The sequence below is a fragment of the Cytobacillus oceanisediminis genome, from assembly GCF_003182355.1.
Classification (GTDB): domain Bacteria; phylum Bacillota; class Bacilli; order Bacillales; family Cytobacillaceae; genus Cytobacillus; species Cytobacillus oceanisediminis_A.
In genome coordinates this window covers 551,286-569,573 of sequence record NZ_QGTW01000001.1, presented here as the reverse complement: position 1 = coordinate 569,573, position 18,288 = coordinate 551,286, and the positions used below count along the sequence as shown (strand labels likewise).

The 18,288-nt window shown below is 40.7% G+C and carries 16 protein-coding genes, 1 pseudogene and 1 riboswitch; of the genes and pseudogenes, 15 read left to right on the top strand and 2 right to left on the bottom strand.

The genetic code is table 11. From position 1 onward, the window contains the following. Window positions 1-226 precede the first annotated feature (226 nt). From DFO73_RS02740 to DFO73_RS28425, 5 genes are all read left to right on the top strand, one after another. Complete coding sequence (locus DFO73_RS02740; RefSeq protein ID WP_110063242.1) at window positions 227-859, top strand: response regulator; 633 nt, start codon at window positions 227-229, stop codon at window positions 857-859. 117 nt (window positions 860-976) lie between these two features. Beyond that, complete coding sequence (locus tag DFO73_RS02735) at window positions 977-1,909, top strand: ABC transporter ATP-binding protein (RefSeq protein WP_110063241.1); 933 nt, start codon at window positions 977-979, stop codon at window positions 1,907-1,909. A gap of 14 nt (window positions 1,910-1,923) precedes the next feature. Further along, a complete protein-coding gene (locus DFO73_RS02730; RefSeq protein WP_110063240.1) occupies window positions 1,924-3,192 on the top strand; it encodes an ABC transporter permease in 1,269 nt (422 codons plus the stop codon). Continuing rightward, on the top strand, window positions 3,192-4,292 hold the full coding sequence (locus tag DFO73_RS02725) for an ABC transporter permease (RefSeq protein WP_110063239.1): 1,101 nt from the start codon (window positions 3,192-3,194) through the stop codon (window positions 4,290-4,292). Before DFO73_RS02730 ends, DFO73_RS02725 begins: the two co-directional genes overlap by 1 nt. A 2-nt stretch (window positions 4,293-4,294) precedes the next feature. Beyond that, window positions 4,295-4,453, top strand: a complete 159-nt coding sequence (locus DFO73_RS28425; protein ID WP_181395896.1) for a hypothetical protein — start codon at window positions 4,295-4,297, stop codon at window positions 4,451-4,453. Between the two features lie 28 nt (window positions 4,454-4,481). On the opposite strand, the gene DFO73_RS02720 is transcribed toward DFO73_RS28425, so the two are convergent. Next, window positions 4,482-5,168: a class I SAM-dependent methyltransferase gene (locus tag DFO73_RS02720; protein WP_110063238.1), complete on the bottom strand. Its 687-nt coding sequence runs from the start codon at window positions 5,166-5,168 to the stop codon at window positions 4,482-4,484. A gap of 133 nt (window positions 5,169-5,301) precedes the next feature. Here DFO73_RS02720 and DFO73_RS02715 point away from each other — a divergent pair, with 133 nt between their 5' ends. The 4 genes and pseudogenes from DFO73_RS02715 to DFO73_RS02700 all read left to right on the top strand — a co-directional run. Next, window positions 5,302-6,183 (top strand): LysR family transcriptional regulator, encoded by an 882-nt coding sequence (locus DFO73_RS02715; protein ID WP_110063237.1) that lies wholly within the window; start codon window positions 5,302-5,304, stop codon window positions 6,181-6,183. A gap of 196 nt (window positions 6,184-6,379) precedes the next feature. Next, a riboswitch (cobalamin riboswitch) is annotated at window positions 6,380-6,550 on the top strand. 163 nt (window positions 6,551-6,713) lie between these two features. Further along, complete coding sequence (gene cobT / locus DFO73_RS02710) at window positions 6,714-7,745, top strand: nicotinate-nucleotide--dimethylbenzimidazole phosphoribosyltransferase (RefSeq protein ID WP_258309165.1); 1,032 nt, start codon at window positions 6,714-6,716, stop codon at window positions 7,743-7,745. Window positions 7,746-7,803: 58 nt separating this feature from the next. Continuing rightward, the gene (bluB, locus tag DFO73_RS02705) at window positions 7,804-8,448 is read left to right on the top strand and encodes a 5,6-dimethylbenzimidazole synthase (protein ID WP_110063235.1); all 645 of its coding nucleotides are present in this window, start codon (window positions 7,804-7,806) and stop codon (window positions 8,446-8,448) included. Window positions 8,449-8,914: 466 nt separating this feature from the next. Next, window positions 8,915-9,060, top strand: a pseudogene (locus DFO73_RS02700) (alanine racemase); the annotation flags it as partial. Window positions 9,061-9,169: 109 nt separating this feature from the next. Here DFO73_RS02700 and DFO73_RS02695 read toward each other — a convergent pair. After that, window positions 9,170-9,694, bottom strand: a complete 525-nt coding sequence (locus tag DFO73_RS02695) for a CBO0543 family protein (protein WP_110063234.1) — start codon at window positions 9,692-9,694, stop codon at window positions 9,170-9,172. A 379-nt stretch (window positions 9,695-10,073) separates the two neighbouring features. Here DFO73_RS02695 and DFO73_RS02690 point away from each other — a divergent pair, with 379 nt between their 5' ends. From DFO73_RS02690 to DFO73_RS02665, 6 genes are all read left to right on the top strand, one after another. Further along, window positions 10,074-11,069, top strand: a complete 996-nt coding sequence (locus DFO73_RS02690) for a thiamine pyrophosphate-dependent dehydrogenase E1 component subunit alpha (protein WP_110063233.1) — start codon at window positions 10,074-10,076, stop codon at window positions 11,067-11,069. Window positions 11,070-11,139: 70 nt separating this feature from the next. After that, entirely contained in the window at window positions 11,140-12,168 is a 1,029-nt protein-coding gene (locus DFO73_RS02685) for an alpha-ketoacid dehydrogenase subunit beta (protein ID WP_110063232.1), read from the top strand. Window positions 12,169-12,186: 18 nt separating this feature from the next. Next, on the top strand, window positions 12,187-13,416 hold the full coding sequence (locus DFO73_RS02680) for a dihydrolipoamide acetyltransferase family protein (protein ID WP_110063231.1): 1,230 nt from the start codon (window positions 12,187-12,189) through the stop codon (window positions 13,414-13,416). A gap of 15 nt (window positions 13,417-13,431) precedes the next feature. Then, the gene (gene lpdA, locus DFO73_RS02675) at window positions 13,432-14,811 is read left to right on the top strand and encodes a dihydrolipoyl dehydrogenase (protein ID WP_110063230.1); all 1,380 of its coding nucleotides are present in this window, start codon (window positions 13,432-13,434) and stop codon (window positions 14,809-14,811) included. A 15-nt stretch (window positions 14,812-14,826) separates the two neighbouring features. Further along, window positions 14,827-15,885 carry a 2,3-butanediol dehydrogenase gene (locus DFO73_RS02670; RefSeq protein ID WP_110063229.1) on the top strand — a complete coding sequence of 353 codons (1,059 nt, stop codon included), beginning with the start codon at window positions 14,827-14,829 and terminating at the stop codon, window positions 15,883-15,885. 169 nt (window positions 15,886-16,054) lie between these two features. Beyond that, window positions 16,055-17,938: a sigma-54-dependent Fis family transcriptional regulator gene (locus DFO73_RS02665; protein ID WP_110063228.1), complete on the top strand. Its 1,884-nt coding sequence runs from the start codon at window positions 16,055-16,057 to the stop codon at window positions 17,936-17,938. Window positions 17,939-18,288 lie beyond the last annotated feature (350 nt).

The window sequence follows — 18,288 nt, the reverse complement described above, 5'->3', positions numbered from 1 at the left end:
TAAGCGGCTAATCAAATTTCCCCGCTGAGTTGATTGGAGCGGAAGGTGCGAGACTCCTGTGGGAGTAGCGTGACAGGTGAGACCCCGCAGACGCAGAGCGTCGAGGAGGCTCAGCGCACGCCCCACGGAAAGCGAGTGCCTGCAGCGGAAATCAACGGGCATCATTCAAAGCACAAATAAAATTATTGAAGAAAAAAGCAAAAAAGGTAAAGTAGAGGTGATAACCATGATACGAATACTCCTCGCAGAAGACCAGGTAATGGTAAGACAGGGCTTAAAAATGATGATTGAAACCGAACCTGAGTTCAAAGTCACAGGTGAAACAGATAACGGCAAAGAAGCCATCTCCCTTTGTGAAAAAATGCAATTTGACATTGCCATTCTTGATATTCGAATGCCTATCATGGATGGATTGAAAGCGGCGAAGATCATCCAGTCCCGCTGGCCCCATACCAAAATCCTAATGCTGACAACCTTTGATGACGATGATTATGTCATGGAGGCGCTTCGGATAGGCGTGAGCGGCTACATTCTAAAAAACGGTGACACGGATTCACTGCTCCGTTCGATCCGAAGTGCACTAAAGGGCGGGTTATCCATAGAAGAAGGGGTGGCTGCAAAGGTCGTTCCCCAGTTAATGAAACAGCAGGACACCAAGGAACCGGATCCTTCTCTAACACCCAGAGAACGGGCCATCTTAAAGTGTATTGGGGAAGGGCTCAGCAATGGGGAAATCGCAGAACGGCTTGCCATTTCCACAGGCACCGTAAAAAATAATACAAGCCAGATTTTAACGAAATTAGACTTGAGAGACCGGACACAGCTCGCCATCTATGCCATCCGCCATAATCTTGTATAATTCATATATAATGATCAAAGTAATGGTTAAATACATAACTCGTGACGGGAGACAGTAGTGATGCTGTTTCCTTTTTTATATCTTAAATGTAACAAATCAATAAAGGAGTGCGAAATCATGCTGGAAACAGTAAAACTTACGAAAAGTTTTAAAGATAAAAAAGTGGTAGATGAAATCAACCTTTATTTACATGCGGGGGAATCAGTGGGGCTGCTTGGACCGAATGGCGCCGGTAAGTCCACAACGATTTCCATGATTGCTTCCCTCATTCGGCCCACATCCGGGGATGTCAAGCTTGATGGGAAAAGTACGATCCAAGACCCTTCTGACCTCCGAAAAGTGCTTGGGGTTGTCCCGCAGGAAATTGCGTTATATGAGGAGCTTTCGGCCTATGAAAATCTTAAATTTTTCGGTAAAGCCTATCGGGTGAAAAAGAACATTTTAGAAGAGCGGATTCAGGAAGTGCTGAACATGGTTGGCTTAAAGGATCGTCAAAAGGAGCTTATTAAAACCTTTTCCGGCGGGATGAAAAGAAGAATAAACATAGCAGCTGCTCTGCTGCATGATCCAAGGTTTCTCATACTGGATGAACCAACTGTCGGCATTGATCCCCAATCCAGAAACCATATCTTAGAGACCGTTCGGGATTTAAATAAAATGTTTGGCACGACCGTCCTTTACACCAGTCATTACATGGAAGAAGTCGAGCAACTATGCAATCGAGTTTACATCATGGATCATGGGAAAGTTATCGCGACTGGCAGCAAGCAAGAATTGTTAAGTATTTTATCCAGTGAAGATACCATCCAGGTTCAGCTCAGTAAGAGAAGTGAAGCGTTCATTGACAAGATCAAATCCATCCCGGCTGTTCTTCAAGTGGATGAAACAAATGATGGGCTTCGCATACTTGCAAAAAAGAATCACAATCTTTTAAGCGAACTCGTGCATGCTGCAGAAAAGGAAGGCATTCAAATCGTTAATTATAGAGTAGAAATTCCAAGCCTAGAGGATGTCTTTTTACACCTTACAGGGAAAACGCTGCGCGATTAAGGAGAGGTGAAAAAATGGGCACTTTTATTTATAAAGACCTGCTGGTTTTCTGGAGAGACCGCAAAGAAATCTTATTGGCTTTATTACTTCCCATCCTCATTATTGTTGTCTTAAACTTCGCCTTTTCAGGTCTTTTCAATGAGGATGAAGAAGCTGTTCATATAGAAATAGCAGTGGTGCAGGAAGATGATGTGGATAAGGGGAAAGAACAATTTGAAAACGCTGTGGAAAAGAAGGCCTTATCATCTGAAGAAAAGAATACAGTACTTGCAGAAGCAGCAAAGCTTGATCCTGTCCGGCTTGTTGCTGATTTTCTGAATAGCCCTGATATGCAGGATTGGGTGACCGTAAAGGATTTAAGTGAACAGGAAGCAGAGGAACAAGTGAAAAACGGGCAGCTGGATGCGGTTGTTAAGATTCCTGAAGGGTTTACAAATAACGTTCTATCCAGTGTCCTATTAGGGGAACCATCTCAAGGGTTCGTATCCATTTTAGCAGCAAAGCAATCTACTGAAGTCAGTACCCTTCAAGAGATCGTTCATAACTATTTAAATACATTAAATATGCATTTTGCCCTTGGGAGAAAAGCGATGCTGGCCTCAGCAGAACCAGTACTGCCCCAAGGAGGAAAGGAAGTGGTTGAAGGGGATAATGGGGTTGATACGTATACTATGTCCCAATATTTTACAATCGCAATCGGTACTCTGTTTGCCTTATTTATGTCTCAAACGGTGGCGCTAAAAACGAGCACAGAAAAGCGGGAGCAGGTGTTTAATCGGATCCTGTTAACAAACAGGCATCCGTTGGTCTTTTTATTGGGGAAAACGGTATCAGCCTTTATTCTGGCATGTATGCAATTCGCCATTACCCTTACGGTTGTTCAATTGCTGTTAAATGTATTTCCTGATAAATCATTCACGTTCTGGGCTGGATTAGGAGCCGTCCTGATCGCCTTTGCCTTAACAGTTGGAGGACTTTCCGCTTTATTTACAGCTATTACACTCCATTTAAGTGATAGTAATGCAGCAAGTGGAATTTCTACACTCATTATTATGGGGTTTGGCGTTCTCGGCGGCAGCTTCTTTCCGCTTGAGGGACTTCCAGAGCCCATTCAAAAAATCGGCGAATGGACACCAAATGGCCTAACACAAATAGCCCTTATTGAATGGGTACAATATAGCCATTTCAATGACTTACTATTCCCGATTCTCTTTCTTATGGGTGTATGTATCATTTGTTTTGCCATCAGTGTGTCAATCTTTCCAAAAAGGGGGCGAAGCTGATGTATCCAGTGTTTTACGCGCAATTCCTGAAGGATAAACGAAAACCGCTCCTAGTACTGTTATTTATTGGTCTCAGTATCCTGGCTACCCTTATTTTTGGTAATTCAGCGTGGGATTCAAAAACTGCTGTTGCCATTTTTGCCTCCGGGCCATATGCAGAGGAGATCGAACAAAAGTGGGTTCAGTTATTGAATAAAGATACGGACACCGAATATGTGATTTCAGAAGAAAAGACTGCACGTGAACAGGTCAGAGAGGGAAAAAGGGATGTCGCGATTCTTGTCATGAAACATGATTATCGCTTAATTACAGCATCTGACATGCCAAACATCCACCTGGTAGAGCAAGAGGTTCATAAAGTTTTTACCGAGGAAGCAAAGCTTCAGGCGATAGCAGGCTCAGCAAATACGGCAGATTTAAGAGAAGAAGTTGATCGCTACATGAAAAAACCGCCATTAAGCGTTCAAACGGAAAATATTAAAGGTAGAGAACTGACAAATCATAATATGGGGACCCAGCTGCTGTTTGGCTTTACCTTGTTCATTGCCATGTTCACCATCGGATTTAAGGTAAATGGCATTAATGCGGATAAGGTTAGCGGAGTTTGGAACCGCCTGAATTTATCGCCAGTAAGCAAAACAAATATGTATACCGGTCATTTACTGTATAGTTTTTTCATTGGATTTTTTCAAATGGCTGTTGTTTTTCTGATATTCAAATATGTCATGGACTATGAAATAGGGCCGCTTCCTATCATATTGACGATAGCCGCCGTGTTTACCTTAAGCAGTGTAAGCTTGGCTATGCTTGTTGCAGGCTTTACCAAAGCACCTGAAAAGTTTAATATGGTTTATCCTTCCGTAACACCGATTATCCCAATTATCAGCGGAGTCTATGTGCCCCCGGGTGTAATGGATAACCCGGTGTTCACCTTTATTGCTGACCTATTCCCTTTAGGTTATGCACTCGAAGCCATGATGGATGCTGCTCTATTTGGTGCAGGCTGGAGTGATATTTTGCTGCCGGTTTCGTTCATGCTGCTGATTGCAGTTATATACATGGGGATTGGGATTAATTTAGGGGAGCGGGGTAGGAGGTAAGCATGGACTGGGTTCTTTCGTTTACCCGTTGGCCAATTGAATTTACTGAGTACTATTGGGGTCTTTCCATTTATAATAGGATTCTATTAAATTTATATAGTTATTCCATTAAAGGTGCATTTCTTGAAAAAGAAGAGCATTCTTTTTGCCCCCTGAACTGAAGATGTCTAGGGGGCTTTAATGTGCGGGCTAAGCCTTCCTCGCGAACAATACAACAAAATTAAAGTATTTATAGACACAATCTACATCTTTAAAACCACAATTTATTAACCAATTAATGTGATTTTCTAGTGTTGTCATCTTATCAAGTTTCATTCGTTCATGTGCTGCCTGAATTTCATTATCCGTTAAGCCACTCATATTTACTTTATTTTGCCAATCTTTTTTATAGATGGAATCTATATAGGGTGTATGGCCAAGTACTTGGTCAGCATTTATGAAAACCCCGTCAGGATTTAATATGGAGTAAATATTATCAAGCAACTTCTTTTTTGCTTCATCTGTCAAGTGATGTATGGACAGTGAAGACACCACAATATCAAACTTATCTTCAAATCTATGCTCAGAATAATCAGCATGTAGAAAGGCAATATCATCATATTCTTTAAATCGAATCTTAGCCTGTTGTAACATATTTTCAGAAATATCAATTAGTGTAATTTTTGCTTTGGGGAACTTTTCTTTTATGAAGGAAGAAAATAATCCTGTTCCAGCCCCTATGTCTAAAACCCTTGGTGTTTCCTTGTGTGTCTCGATAATTGATATTGGAATTGAATAAAAGTCATCAAAACAAGGAATTAACTTTCTTCGTTGATTATCATATTGCAGTGCGCTTTGATTAAACTTTTCTTTTACCTTATTAAAAGTGGTGTCCATGATTCATTCCCCCTGAGACTTTTTATTTATTACTAGACTAATCTAATTGTAAAATATCTAGTATATAATGGAAAATAACAAAATTATTGAAAATCGATAACGAACTGTTATCAATAAAAAGGGTTGAAATATTATGGACATTAAGTGGCTGAAGACTTTTATCCTAGCAGCTAAGTACGAAAACCTTCGCCGGGCATCTGAGGACCTCTTTTTAACACAACCAGCCGTCAGCAAACATATAAAAAGCCTTGAAAACCATTTGAATACTAAATTGTTTGATCGAGTTGGTAAAAGCATTTCTCTAACTCCTGCCGGTTATAAGTTTCTTTCGTATGCTGCAGAGATTATAGATAATTATGATAAAGGTATGGAAGAATTTGAAGGCTGGAAACAAGGATATAATCTTAATCTCACTATTGCTGTAGCTCCGCAAATCGCATCATCTATACTCCCAGATATTTTGCGGGGGTTTATAGATGAGTATCCTGATATCGAGGTTATTATAAATATTGTAAATTCATTCAACATTGGAGAGCAGATAAGAATTGGCAAAGCAGACATTGGTATCTCCAGAATGGAGCCTATTCAAAAAGACTTATCGTATGAAGTTATTCATCGAGACCCGGTTATCCTGGTTGCACCATATAGGAAGGAAAAAGATCAAAATGAACATTTCCCTATTGAGGTAGAAATACTTAAACAATATAGGGTTTTAACAAATAACCATCCTACTTATTGGAGCAACCTTTTAACCGAGATTAAAAGATATTATCCAAACATTCGTACAATGCCAGTTACTCAAATTGAAATTTCCAAACGGTTTATTGAAAAGGGATTAGGTGTATCATACTTGCCTTTATCTATGGTTCGCGAAGAATTAAAACATCAGAAAATGATTGAAGTAAAACAAGATAAAATCCTTTCACCAACATCTTTTACTTACGTTGTTACCAATATTGAAACTCCTGAAGTGAAACTATTTAAATCCTTCCTAACAAAGGTATTTGAAGAATAAGGACAATGTTGATCACCCATACAGGCTACTTAATTAGATATTTTCTCAATGAAAGCTAGCCAGCTTTTCATTTACGATCGCTTTCTTCTTGAAATAAAGGGGGAGACCTTTTTTTAGAAAGCTAATAAACTTTTTTTGAAAATATTAGAGGCACTGTTATAATTAACTTGCTAATTGTTTTTAATTAAAGTTAAAGAATTGAATAGAATTTGAAAGTGCCATTGATTAAAATGTTAAGGGATAATAGGGAAATCGGTGAAAATCCGATGCAGCCCCCGCTACTGTAAACGCTGAATTCCACGAAATATTTATAAGGAAAACTAGGATAAGCGCAAGCCAGGAGACCTGCTTTTAAATTGAATTTCCGTATTCTTCGGTGGGAAGGAAAGGATTTTGTATACACACATTTTGGGAGATTCCTTTATTTCTATAACTGTGTTTATCTAAAACCTTAACTTCTAATAGTTAAGGTTTTTTTGTAAAATAAGCAAGCTTACATTAGAAAGGACAGTGAAGCTATGGAGAGAATAATGCCAACTATATCTATACCGATGCTTAATGATGAAATGGGAGCCATTGTAAAAAACTATGTTGATTCATTAACAAAGCCCCCAGGGAGTCTAGGTAGATTGGAAGAATTAGTGATTGAACTTGCAAAAATGACTAGTGATCCATTTCCGCAGGTCACACGGCCTGGAGTCCTTGTGTTCGCGGCTGATCATGGTGTGACTGCTGAAGGGATTTCTGCTTTTCCTCAGGAAGTGACGAAACAGATGGTTGAAAATTTTTTAAATGAGGGGGCTGCTATCAATGTATTCAGCAAGTATATAGGCGCTTCGTTAAAAGTTGTGGATATCGGTGTTTCTGCTGACATTGAGCACGAACAGCTAATCTGTAAAAAGGTTCGGTATGGAACTGCAAATTTTTATAAAGAAAATGCTATGTCGATTGATGAGGCAATCAAAGCGATTGAAATTGGATATGAACAAGGACAGAAAATGATTAATGACGGTATTAACTGCCTTATACTTGGTGAAATGGGGATTGGAAATACGACAGCTAGCAGTGCAATATTAGCTGTTATTAGCGGGAAGAGTGTCGAAAAACTCGTAGGAAGGGGAACTGGAATTAAATCAAAGAATATAATACATAAACAACAGATTATTAAAAAAGCTATCCATGAAAGAAAACCTAATGTGGATGATCCCGTTGATATTTTATCAAAAGTGGGCGGGCTGGAGATTGCTGGAATGGCTGGTGCAATGCTTGCAGCAGCGAGTAACCGAACCCCCATACTGGTTGATGGTTTTATATCTACCACAGCGGCATTGGTGGCGAAAATGATATCAAGCCAAGTTGCCGATTATATGTTTATCGGACACCGTTCAGTTGAGCCTGGCCATCATATAGCTATTGAACTGTTAGGAAAAAATCCACTTCTTGATTTAGGAATGAGGCTAGGAGAAGGAAGTGGGGCAGCAGTTGCTTTTCCTATATTACAATCAGCTACGCTGATGCTAAAAGAGATGGCGACTTTTACTTCAGCTGGAATATCCAATTAGAAACAAAAGTTTTAATTTTATGGTATAGAAGAAAAACTAAATCGGTGGTGTTTTCCTAATGTTTTCCAATGAAGAAAGAGAAGCAATATATAAAGTCATATTTACTAGAAGAGATATTCGAAACTTTTTGCCTAACGCAATACCAAAAGAAGCAGTAAGTCGCATCTTAGAAGCTGCTCATAATGCACCATCAGTTGGGTTTATGCAACCTTGGAATTTTATTTTGATAGAGTCTAATGAATTAAAAGAACGATTGGCTTGGGCAGCAGATAAGGAACGAAGAGCACTTGCTATACATTATGAAGATGATAATCGAGCAACAAAATTTTTGAGCCTTAAAGTTGAAGGGATAAAAGAAGCTCCTTTAACAATATGTGTAACATGTGACCCTTCAAGAGGGGGATCACATGTACTAGGACGCAATTCAATTCCGGAAACCGATATCATGTCAACAGCTTGTGCAATTCAGAACATGTGGCTAGCAGCTTGTGCCGAAGGATTGGCGATGGGATGGGTTAGTTTCTATAAAAAGTCTGATATTCGAGATATTTTAGAAATACCCCTTCATATTGATCCTATTGCTATTATTTCGATTGGTTATACTGATGAATATCCCAAACAACCTATTTTAGAGTCGGTTAACTGGGAAAAAAGACAAACCTTGGAACACCTTATTTTTAAGAACAAATGGGGGGAGCACTAAGAATTTATTTCGACTAACGGTTAGAATCACTCATAGGCCATAAACTGACTGGCTTCAGTAAATTTTCAATCCAAATAAACGAGGTCTTGTTTAAAAACAAATTAGCTAATTCTGCATTACCAGCTAATTCAGTCGTGTAGTTATTTTATTAAGGGCACACTTCTTGAGTAAGTGTGCTTTTTTAATTGAGTCATTTAAATGAAAATAATTATATAAATGTTAATGTTGGTGGAGATTGGTGAAAAAATGTACTTAAACTAAAGAATTTGTCAACTTCGAGCATCTAAGAGCACCTTCCCGCTATATCAAGGGTTTACTGCGAATTATTACAGTTAACGTTGAATAAAAATTAATGGAAAGCACCAACCATTGATGTTAGGGAATTTATTGAACGGCTAGATGCTGTTTGTACTATTCTATAGGAGGAGAATGAAGCGCTGATGACAAGCTTTGCCGAGAAGCTTGGATAGAAGTAAATCTTGATGCGATAAAAAAAATTTACAAGCGATTCGCCAGCATATTCCAACTATGAGCAAAATTATGGCCGTCGTTAAAGCGAACGCTTATGGTCATGGTTCGGTAGAAGTGGTACGCCATGCACTGGAAAATGGGATTACTGCTAGTTCTTCTTCCATGATTTCCTTTCGGATCTGAAGGGCGATCTGGATTTTCTCCAAGAATCAGCTATATTTAGATGAAGTGGAATAGATTGAGTTAGAGATCATGCCCTAGATTTTAAAAAATCAATAATCAGTTTAATAAGACATCCAGTAATAAGTAATGTAAGAAATGAGTAAAAATTATTCCAGTTAATTAAGTTATAGAAGTTAAAGTAAACGAGTATTGGTATGACAATAAATCCAATCATTGCAAATATTATTATTGAGGCAAATAAAAAATACTTCCACTTACTAAATGTTTGATAAATCAAAGTCAAAATTACAGGTACTGTTAAAAAATCAACTGCATTAAAACTTTGGAGGAATCCTAAAAATTGATGCGGATAACTCCAAAATCCAAAGTAATTGCCAATTTCATTTACAATTCCTATTAAGGTAAAGGAAATTAAAAAGGTTATAGTCATCAGAAAAACTCTTTGCTTATCAATTAAAATAATTAACAAAATCAAAAAAAACAAGTTAATAAGAAGCAGGAACCACCAATGTGCACTGAAAACATCTTGTAGCCAGTATTCCATTTCTATTTGCATTAATTGAGCTCTTCTTTCTTCTACCTGTTCAAACAAATTTCCCTCACTCCTTTTTGTGTATTTTTCCCATGATAAGGTTACCTATACAAAGGTAAGGCAATAAACAAAGTAAAACCAAACAGCACTGGGTATCCATATTATGACTTGTCCGTTCTCTACCTTTAATTTTTTCCGTTCGAACGCTTAAATGGTGAACGTGGCAGGAGATAACCATGGGCTGGTTTCTTTCGTTTACCCTTTAGCTGTCTTCCTTATTAATAGAAACAAAAATAGACAAATCGAGACAGTGTCTCGTTTTGTCTATTTTTTTTGAACGTTATTTTCACAAAAATGCCGGAATTAATGGCTTCTTTTTTTTGGCACGGTTCTTGCAACTAAGTTAGCTGAAATCTATTTTTCCAAGGAGGCTGAAAGAATGAAAGCATTGGAAAGCAGTAAAGATGTAGCTTTATCGAAGGAGAAAGCCCAGTGGATGTATCAAAAAATGGTTGAAATCCGTCAGTTTGAGGACAGAGTTCATGAATTGTTTGGAAAAGGGATCCTACCTGGATTTGTTCATTTATATGCTGGAGAGGAAGCCGTAGCTGTTGGAGTGTGTGCTCATTTAAATGACAAGGACAGTATAACAAGCACCCATCGGGGACATGGACACTGTATTGCTAAAGGCTGTGATTTGGATGGAATGATGGCTGAAATTTATGGAAAAGTCACAGGGTTATGTAAGGGCAAGGGAGGGTCCATGCATATTGCCGACTTTGATAAAGGAATGCTTGGAGCCAATGGAATTGTTGGAGGAGGGTTTCCGCTTGCCTGTGGTTCAGCACTAACAGCCAAGTATAAAAAGACCGATAATGTAAGCGTTTGCTTCTTTGGTGACGGTGCCCAAAACCATGGGACTTTCCATGAAGGAATTAATCTGGCTGCGATCTGGAAGCTTCCGGTTGTTTTTGTTGCTGAAAACAATGGATACGCGGAAGCGACGCCATTTTCGTATGCATCGAGCTGTAAGTCCATTGTGGACCGGGCAATTGCCTACAATATTCCTGGCATCAAGGTGGATGGAAAAGATGTTCTGGCTGTCTACCAGGCTGCCGAAGAAGCTGTTCAGCGGGCAAGACGCGGGGAAGGTCCGACACTGATTGAATGTGTAACATACCGGAATTATGGCCACTTTGAAGGAGATGCCCAAACCTACAAAGCAAATCAGGAAAAAGCAGAGCATAAGCAAGAAAAAGATGCCATTCTTCTATTTAGAAAGCACTTATTGAGTGAACAGCTTCTGGTTGAAAGTGAAATTGGGGCCATTGAAAAATCTGCTGAGGAAGCAGTAGACCAAGCTGTAAAGTTCAGTGAAGAAAGTCCATATCCGAATGCATCCGAACTGTTAACGGACGTATACGTCTCTTATTAGTTTTAAGAGCTTAATGGCATGTTTTGAATCATACACATTCTGATAATCCAATTAAAAGGAGGAATCTTTCATGACAAGAAAGTTAAGTATGTCAGGGGCCATCAATGAGGCTATGAAACTAGCGATGCGTAAGGATGAGAATGTCATTTTAATGGGGGAAGATGTTGCCGGCGGGGCTCAAGTGGATCACTTGCAGGATGAAGATGCATGGGGCGGTGTGCTTGGGGTCACGAAAGGTCTTGTCCAGGAGTTTGGGCGGGAGCGGATTTTAGATACACCGATTACGGAAGCAGGATATATGGGAGCTGCAATGGCTGCAGCATCTACCGGACTGCGTCCCATTGCCGAATTAATGTTTAATGATTTTATTGGAAGCTGTTTGGACGAGGTTTTAAATCAGGGAGCAAAATTCCGTTACATGTTTGGCGGCAAAGCACAGGTTCCCGTTACGATTAGAACGATGCACGGTGCCGGATTTAGAGCGGCTGCCCAGCATTCTCAAAGTTTATATGCTCTATTTACAGCGATTCCGGGTGTGAAAGTGGTCGTGCCATCAACCCCATATGAAGCAAAGGGATTATTGCTTGCTGCAATAGAGGATAATGACCCGGTCATCTTCTTTGAAGATAAGACCCTCTATAACATGACAGGTGATGTTCCAGAAGGCTATTATACGATTCCAATTGGCAAAGCAGATATTAAAAGGGAAGGATCCGACGTGACGGTTGTGGCCATAGGGAAGCAGGTTCATACAGCATTGGAGGCTGCGGAACAGCTTTCTCAAAAAGGAATTGAAATAGAAGTTGTCGATCCGCGGAGCCTTTCGCCATTGGATGAAGAAACGATTCTTTCATCAGTAGAAAAGACAAACAGACTCATTGTGATAGATGAAGCCAATCCAAGATGCAGTATAGCGACAGATATAGCCGCACTGGTGGCTGACAAAGGCTTCGATCACCTTGATGCACCAATCAAACGGATCACAGCTCCTCATACTCCTGTACCGTTCTCTCCGCCGCTTGAGGATATATATCTGCCAAAAGCAGAACGTGTGGTGAAAGTGGTATCGGAGTTATTAGGAACACCTCTTGAAGTGTAATGGGAAGGCGGGATAACCATGTCAGTAGAAGTTGTAATGCCAAAATTGGGAATGGCCATGAAAGAAGGAACGGTATCCGTATGGAACAAGCAGGTCGGGGATCAGGTTGGAAAAGGTGAACCGATTGCAAGTGTAAGCTCGGAAAAAATTGAAATAGATGTAGAATCTCCAGCAGAAGGAACATTATTGGAAATTGCCGTTCCTGAAGGGGAAGGAGTTCCACCAGGAGCTGTTATTTGTTATATCGGCAATCCAGGTGAAAAAATTGCTCCGGTGAGTGCCTCTGTACAAACTCAGGAGCCTAAAGCAGATGCTGAATCTCAAGTAAAAGAAACACCGGAGAAGAGCAAGCAGGTGAAAACCGGTGGAGACCGCGTAAAAATTTCACCAGTAGCCAGAAAAATGGCAGAGGCGGGCGGCATCAATATTAGTGAAATCCAGGGTACAGGACCTGGAGGAAGAATTACGAAGGAAGATGTTCAGGAAGCTTTGAAACAATCCCGTGTGCATAAGGCAGAAGAGAAGCAAATGGACAAACCCGCCTTGGAATCAGCTGAACAGGCTCAGGAAATGAAGGTTTCTGGCATTCGAAAGGTTATTGCAGGCAGAATGCATGATAGCCTGCAGCAGACCGCACAGCTGACGATGAACATGAAGGTGGATGTGACGGAATTAATCGCTCTGCAGAAGCAAACAGCCGAAACGGTTCAAAACCGTTATGAGAATAAACTGACGGTGACAGACTTTATTGCTCGGGCAGTTGTGCTTTCGCTTCAGCAGCATCCGCAAATGAATAGTGCCTATATCAATGAGACAATCCATTTATTTAAGCATGTGCATCTTGGAATGGCAGTTGCTATTGATAAGGGCTTAGTTGTTCCAGTCATTCGCCATTCTGAAAAGTGTTCTCTCGTTGAATTGTCAAGTAGCATTAAAACTTTGGCACAGAAGGCAAGAGTTGGGCAGCTGAGCAGCGAAGAGATGGAGGGATCTACATTTACGATCAGTAATCTTGGGTCGTACGGAATTGAACATTTTACCCCAATCTTAAATCCGCCGGAATCAGGAATTCTTGGGGTCGGCGCTGTCTATGATACTCCGGTTTTTAAGGGGGAAAAAATAGAAAAAAGAAACATCCTGCCTCTCAGCCTGACGTTTGACCACCGTGTCCTTGATGGGGCACCGGCCGCAGCGTTTTTACAAACAGTCAAACAGTTTTTGGAAGAGCCGGTTACGATGCTTTTATAGAAAGAAGGGAATGCTTTGGGATCGATCGCCATTATTGGAGGTGGACCTGCTGGATATGTAGCTGCCATTACTGCTGCCCAGCAGGGTCAGGAAGTTACCATTATTGACCAAGGGCCTCTTGGAGGAACATGTTTAAATGAAGGCTGTATGCCAACAAAATCTCTTTTAGAAAGTGCTGAAGTGTACAGTCAGCTATATCATGCCAATAAGTTTGGGATTCATCTGCCACCTGGGCAAATAGAAATTGATTGGAATGCAGTCCAGGATCGTAAAAACAGTATCGTTTCAACTCTTGTTCAAGGAATTCAATATTTAATGAAGAAAAATAAAGTGAAGGTAATTAAAGGAACGGCCTCTTTCAAGACAAGTCAAGTTCTGCAGGTTGTGAGCAATGGAAATCAACAAGAGATAAAGGCAGATAAAATAATCATAGCGGCAGGTTCGGAACCTGCCCCATTACCCTTCGCTCCCTTTGATGGACATTGGGTTATTCATAGCGGCCAGGCAATGTCGCTTCAGTCGATTCCATCCTCGCTGCTGATTGTCGGCGGTGGTGTAATAGGCTGTGAGTTTGCCAGTATTTTCAGCAGAATGGGTACAAAGGTGACCATTGTCGAGATGGCGGGTCAGCTCCTTCCAGGCGAAGATGAGGATATCGCTGGTGTCTTACATAAACAGCTTGAAAAAGACGGTGCAGCGATTTACACTTCTGCCGCTCTCAAGGATTTGGAATCAGCCCGAAAGAAAGCGTTCATTGAAGACGATAAGGGACTCCATGAAATTCAGGCAGACCTGGTTCTCGTTTCCATTGGCCGCAAGCCTAGAGTCAATCACTTGGGTTTAGAAGGTGTAGGGGTTGACTTTTCCAATCAGGGGATCCATGTTAATGACCAAATGCAAACAAACATCCCTTCCATTTATGCATGCGGTGACGTAGTCGGTGGAATTCAGCTTGCCCATATGGCTTTCCATGAAGGAAAAGTGGCGGCTTTAAATGCCTGCGGGATGGATGACGTGGTTCATGCCAGCGCTGTTCCCCGCTGTATTTACACATCACCTGAAATAGCAAGTGTTGGCTTAACGGAAAAGCAGGCGAGAGATAAATATGGTGATATCAGAATTGGTGAGTTTCCATTCTCGGCAAATGGCAAGGCGCTAATCGCCAATGAACAGGCTGGAAAAGTAAAGGTCATGATCGATCTGGAATTCGGGGAAATCGTAGGAATTTCCATCGTTGGAGCTCATGCTACAGAGCTTATTGGGCAAGGAGCTGTCATGCTTCATGCAGAACTGACAGCAGACATGATGGAAAATTTCATCGCCGCCCATCCAACCCTTTCTGAAGCCGTTCATGAAGGGCTGCTTAAGGCCGTTGGTCATGCTGTTCATGTATAAAAGGGAGGTCATTGAATGAAAGCTGCTCTTTGGTATGACACAAAAGATATCCGTGTGGAAACAATTCCTGAGCCTTCTCTGGAAAAAGATCAGGTGAAAATAAAGGTTTCTTATTGTGGAATATGCGGGTCAGATTTGCACGAATATTTGGCCGGTCCCATTTTTATCCCAGTAGAAGAACCCCACCCCATATCGAAGGACAAGGCGCCAATTGTCATGGGCCATGAGTTTGCCGGGGTGGTCGCTGCCGTTGGGGAAGATGTGACTGGAATTAAAGTGGGTGACCGCGTGTGCGTAGAGCCGATTTACAGCTGCGGAACATGCCACTCTTGCCGTAAAGGACACTATAATGTTTGTGAACAATTAGGGTTTATAGGTCTCTCCGGCGGATTAGGAGGCTTTTCGGAATACAGTGTGGTGCCATCTAAGATGATTCATAAAATTCCGGACAATATGACATGGGAACAAGCAGCTCTAGTTGAGCCGGCAGCTGTTGCCGTTCACGCTGTCCGCCAAAGTGACATGAAGATAGGGGATTCAGTCGCTGTTATTGGTACAGGGCCAATCGGTTTGCTGGTTATTCAAGCAGCTAAGGCAGCGGGTGCAAGTAAAATTGCTGCGGTTGAGGTTTCCCCAGAACGAAGGGATTTTGCAGAACAGGCTGGAGCAGACCTTGTCATTGATCCTTTAGAAAGAGAACCAGTTGAAGCCATAAAAGAATTTACAAATGGGCTTGGAGTCGATGTCGCATTCGAGGTAGCTGGAATCGAGGCTACTATTCATACCGCAATTGAATCGACAAAACCGGAAGGAAATGTAGTGAATATCAGCATATGGGAAAAACCAGCCAGCATTCCGGTAAACCAATTTATTTTAACAGAGAGAAAGATGACTAGTATCATAGCTTATCGAAACATCTTTCCGCAAGTTATTCAGTTGATTGCCAATGGACAAATGAAAGCAACAGAGTTAATCACGAAAAAAATTTCCCTTGATCAAATCGTTACTGAAGGGTTTGAAGCATTAACGAACAATAAGAACCAAATTAAAATACTGGTAGACCCCTCATTATAAAATGATATCCGGCTTCGTGCTATTGCACGAAGCTTATTTTTTGAATATTCATTCTAGCTGTTTGTTGTAAGCGGATTCATAATTTAATATAATTAACTTGAAAAACTCTGATTTTCTTCACAGAAGTAAGAAATGTATGCAGAAAATTTTTCATATAAGAGGGGGCTCCATGAAAACAACCTTTTATTTTGATACTTGGAAGAGATTTGTTCATGAAGGTGTTCTTGATAAAGCGCGATTAGACAAACGAATTTTGGAATCCTGGTACCGATGTAAAAAAGAAAGAGTAAACCCATATTTGAATAAAGGCATGCATTTATTAACTGAAGAAGAACTACATAATAAGAAAGCTCAAAATTCACTGCTAATAGAAATGACTGACCCTTATTTAAAGAAGATGGATCCGATGATAAAAAGTTCAGGCATGATGGCATTATTGGTCGATCCTGATGGATATGTATTATCCCTATTGGGGAACGAGAAAACATTAAAGGATGCCCGCAGAATTAACTTTGTCGAAGGCGTACGCTGGACTGAGGCCGCTGTCGGGACAAATGCAATCGGAACGGCATTGGAAACAAAAGAAGCGGTCATGATTCAGGGCCCTGAGCATTACTCTGTGGCTTCTCATCAATGGAGCTGCTCTGCGACTCCCATCATGGATGACCATGGAAGCTTACTTGGAGTCATTGATGTTTCATGTCCCGTAGAGCAATCTCATCCTTTTATGATTGGCATGGTTACTTCCATTGCTTATGCTATTGAAAAAGAATTAATTAAGAGATCCTATAGCAAAGAAATTACAATTGTCCGGCAAGCATCCCAATTAGCTGAGACCCATCATAACCAACTCTTCATTGTATGTAATCAGCACAAACAAATAATATCCGCAAGTAAACCCGTCCGTGAGAAAATACCGCAAGTCATTGGAATGAATCTGCAGGAATTACTGCATAACAGATACCAGATTAAGTCTGAAATGCCTTTCTATATAAAGGAAGACAACTGTATTAATGGAATCTGCCTTTTCCTGTCTGAAGTGAATGTGCCTTATCAAAAAGCTTGCTTCATTCCATCAAGACCAGCAGACTCCTTTTTATTTAAAGGGGAATGTGGAGTAAGTGAGATTTTCCAGAACACATTAAAGAAAGTAAAACTCGTTGCTCCAACAGATGCTACCGTATTTATCTCAGGAGAAACGGGTACAGGCAAAGAGATGATTGCAAGGGCCATTCACGATAACAGCCCTCGCAAAAACGGCCCTTTTATCTCGTTAAATTGCGGGGCCATTCCTAAAGACCTTATTGAAAGTGAGCTCTTTGGATATGCAGAGGGGGCATTTACCGGGGCTAAGCGTCAAGGATATAAAGGGAAATTTGAACAGGCTCAACAGGGAACGATTTTTCTTGATGAAATTGGTGAAATTCCGCACACGATGCAGGTAGCTTTACTGCGAGTCCTTCAGGAAAGGAAAGTCACCCCTATTGGCGGAACCAAAGAAGTTCCTTTGGATGTACGGATCATAACGGCCACACACCGTGACATTACAGAACTAGTAAAACGGAGAGAATTCCGTGAGGATCTTTATTACAGGTTAAATGTATATCCTATTGATGTTCCGCCTCTAAGAAATAGAAAAGAAGATATCCCGTATCTCATTAAGCATATTTGCCAAAAGAACAACTGGAGCTTAGGCAGCATAGACATCCAGGATCTGGTGACTAGATTAAGAGACTATGACTGGCCGGGAAACATAAGAGAACTAACCAATCTGATGGAGCGCCTGCACATTATGCTCCCTGATCATCAGTCAGACAGCCCCATTTTAGAACAGCCTCTAGAGCTATTAAACATGAATCACTCATCCATTCCAGCGAATCAGAATGAAGAAAGCAAAGTGGAAGAAACAAGTTTAAAAGCACGTGAGAAAATACAACGGGATTTAATGCTGGATGCATTAAAACGGACAAATGGAAATGTAACAGCAGCAGCAAAATTCCTCGGCATTCCAAGAAGTACCTTTTATAAAAGGCTTAAGAAATTTGGGATGTGAGAAAGAGATAATAGGAACGGTTCTTTTGCTTTCGGTAAGAAAGTAAGGGGACCGTTTTTTATTTAGCTAATATAAAAACGATTGTCGCAGTATGTTAAGGCAATTGGCTGCTCTGTTCGACTTACCAGGCAGATCTAGCCTTCATTATGATAATAAGGCTTTTTTTCGATTTTATTTAGCAGAAGCTGCCTTTATAATATAAACAAGCTAAAGAATAATCATAAGTATATTAATTAAGTGCTATTGATAAGAGATTCATACTAAAAATTAGGGGCCGCGCACAGGCATGATAGACAAAGTCGAATGGTGGATTGGATCAATGAAGCTGTCCAAAAAAAACATGTTACTTC

What these genes read in the sequence shown, in the direction of transcription:
- DFO73_RS02735 (WP_110063241.1), top strand. Translation starts at nt 977, where the DNA reads ATGCTGGAAACAGTAAAACTTACGAAAAGTTTTAAAGATAAAAAAGTG.
- DFO73_RS28425 (WP_181395896.1), top strand. Translation starts at nt 4,295, where the DNA reads ATGGACTGGGTTCTTTCGTTTACCCGTTGGCCAATTGAATTTACTGAG.
- DFO73_RS02725 (WP_110063239.1), top strand. Translation starts at nt 3,192, where the DNA reads ATGTATCCAGTGTTTTACGCGCAATTCCTGAAGGATAAACGAAAACCG.
- DFO73_RS02685 (WP_110063232.1), top strand. Translation starts at nt 11,140, where the DNA reads ATGACAAGAAAGTTAAGTATGTCAGGGGCCATCAATGAGGCTATGAAA.
- DFO73_RS02680 (WP_110063231.1), top strand. Translation starts at nt 12,187, where the DNA reads ATGTCAGTAGAAGTTGTAATGCCAAAATTGGGAATGGCCATGAAAGAA.
- DFO73_RS02730 (WP_110063240.1), top strand. Translation starts at nt 1,924, where the DNA reads ATGGGCACTTTTATTTATAAAGACCTGCTGGTTTTCTGGAGAGACCGC.
- bluB (WP_110063235.1), top strand. Translation starts at nt 7,804, where the DNA reads ATGTTTTCCAATGAAGAAAGAGAAGCAATATATAAAGTCATATTTACT.
- DFO73_RS02690 (WP_110063233.1), top strand. Translation starts at nt 10,074, where the DNA reads ATGAAAGCATTGGAAAGCAGTAAAGATGTAGCTTTATCGAAGGAGAAA.
- DFO73_RS02665 (WP_110063228.1), top strand. Translation starts at nt 16,055, where the DNA reads ATGAAAACAACCTTTTATTTTGATACTTGGAAGAGATTTGTTCATGAA.
- DFO73_RS02670 (WP_110063229.1), top strand. Translation starts at nt 14,827, where the DNA reads ATGAAAGCTGCTCTTTGGTATGACACAAAAGATATCCGTGTGGAAACA.
- DFO73_RS02740 (WP_110063242.1), top strand. Translation starts at nt 227, where the DNA reads ATGATACGAATACTCCTCGCAGAAGACCAGGTAATGGTAAGACAGGGC.
- cobT (WP_258309165.1), top strand. Translation starts at nt 6,714, where the DNA reads ATGCCAACTATATCTATACCGATGCTTAATGATGAAATGGGAGCCATT.
- DFO73_RS02715 (WP_110063237.1), top strand. Translation starts at nt 5,302, where the DNA reads ATGGACATTAAGTGGCTGAAGACTTTTATCCTAGCAGCTAAGTACGAA.
- DFO73_RS02720 (WP_110063238.1), bottom strand. Translation starts at nt 5,168, where the DNA reads ATGGACACCACTTTTAATAAGGTAAAAGAAAAGTTTAATCAAAGCGCA.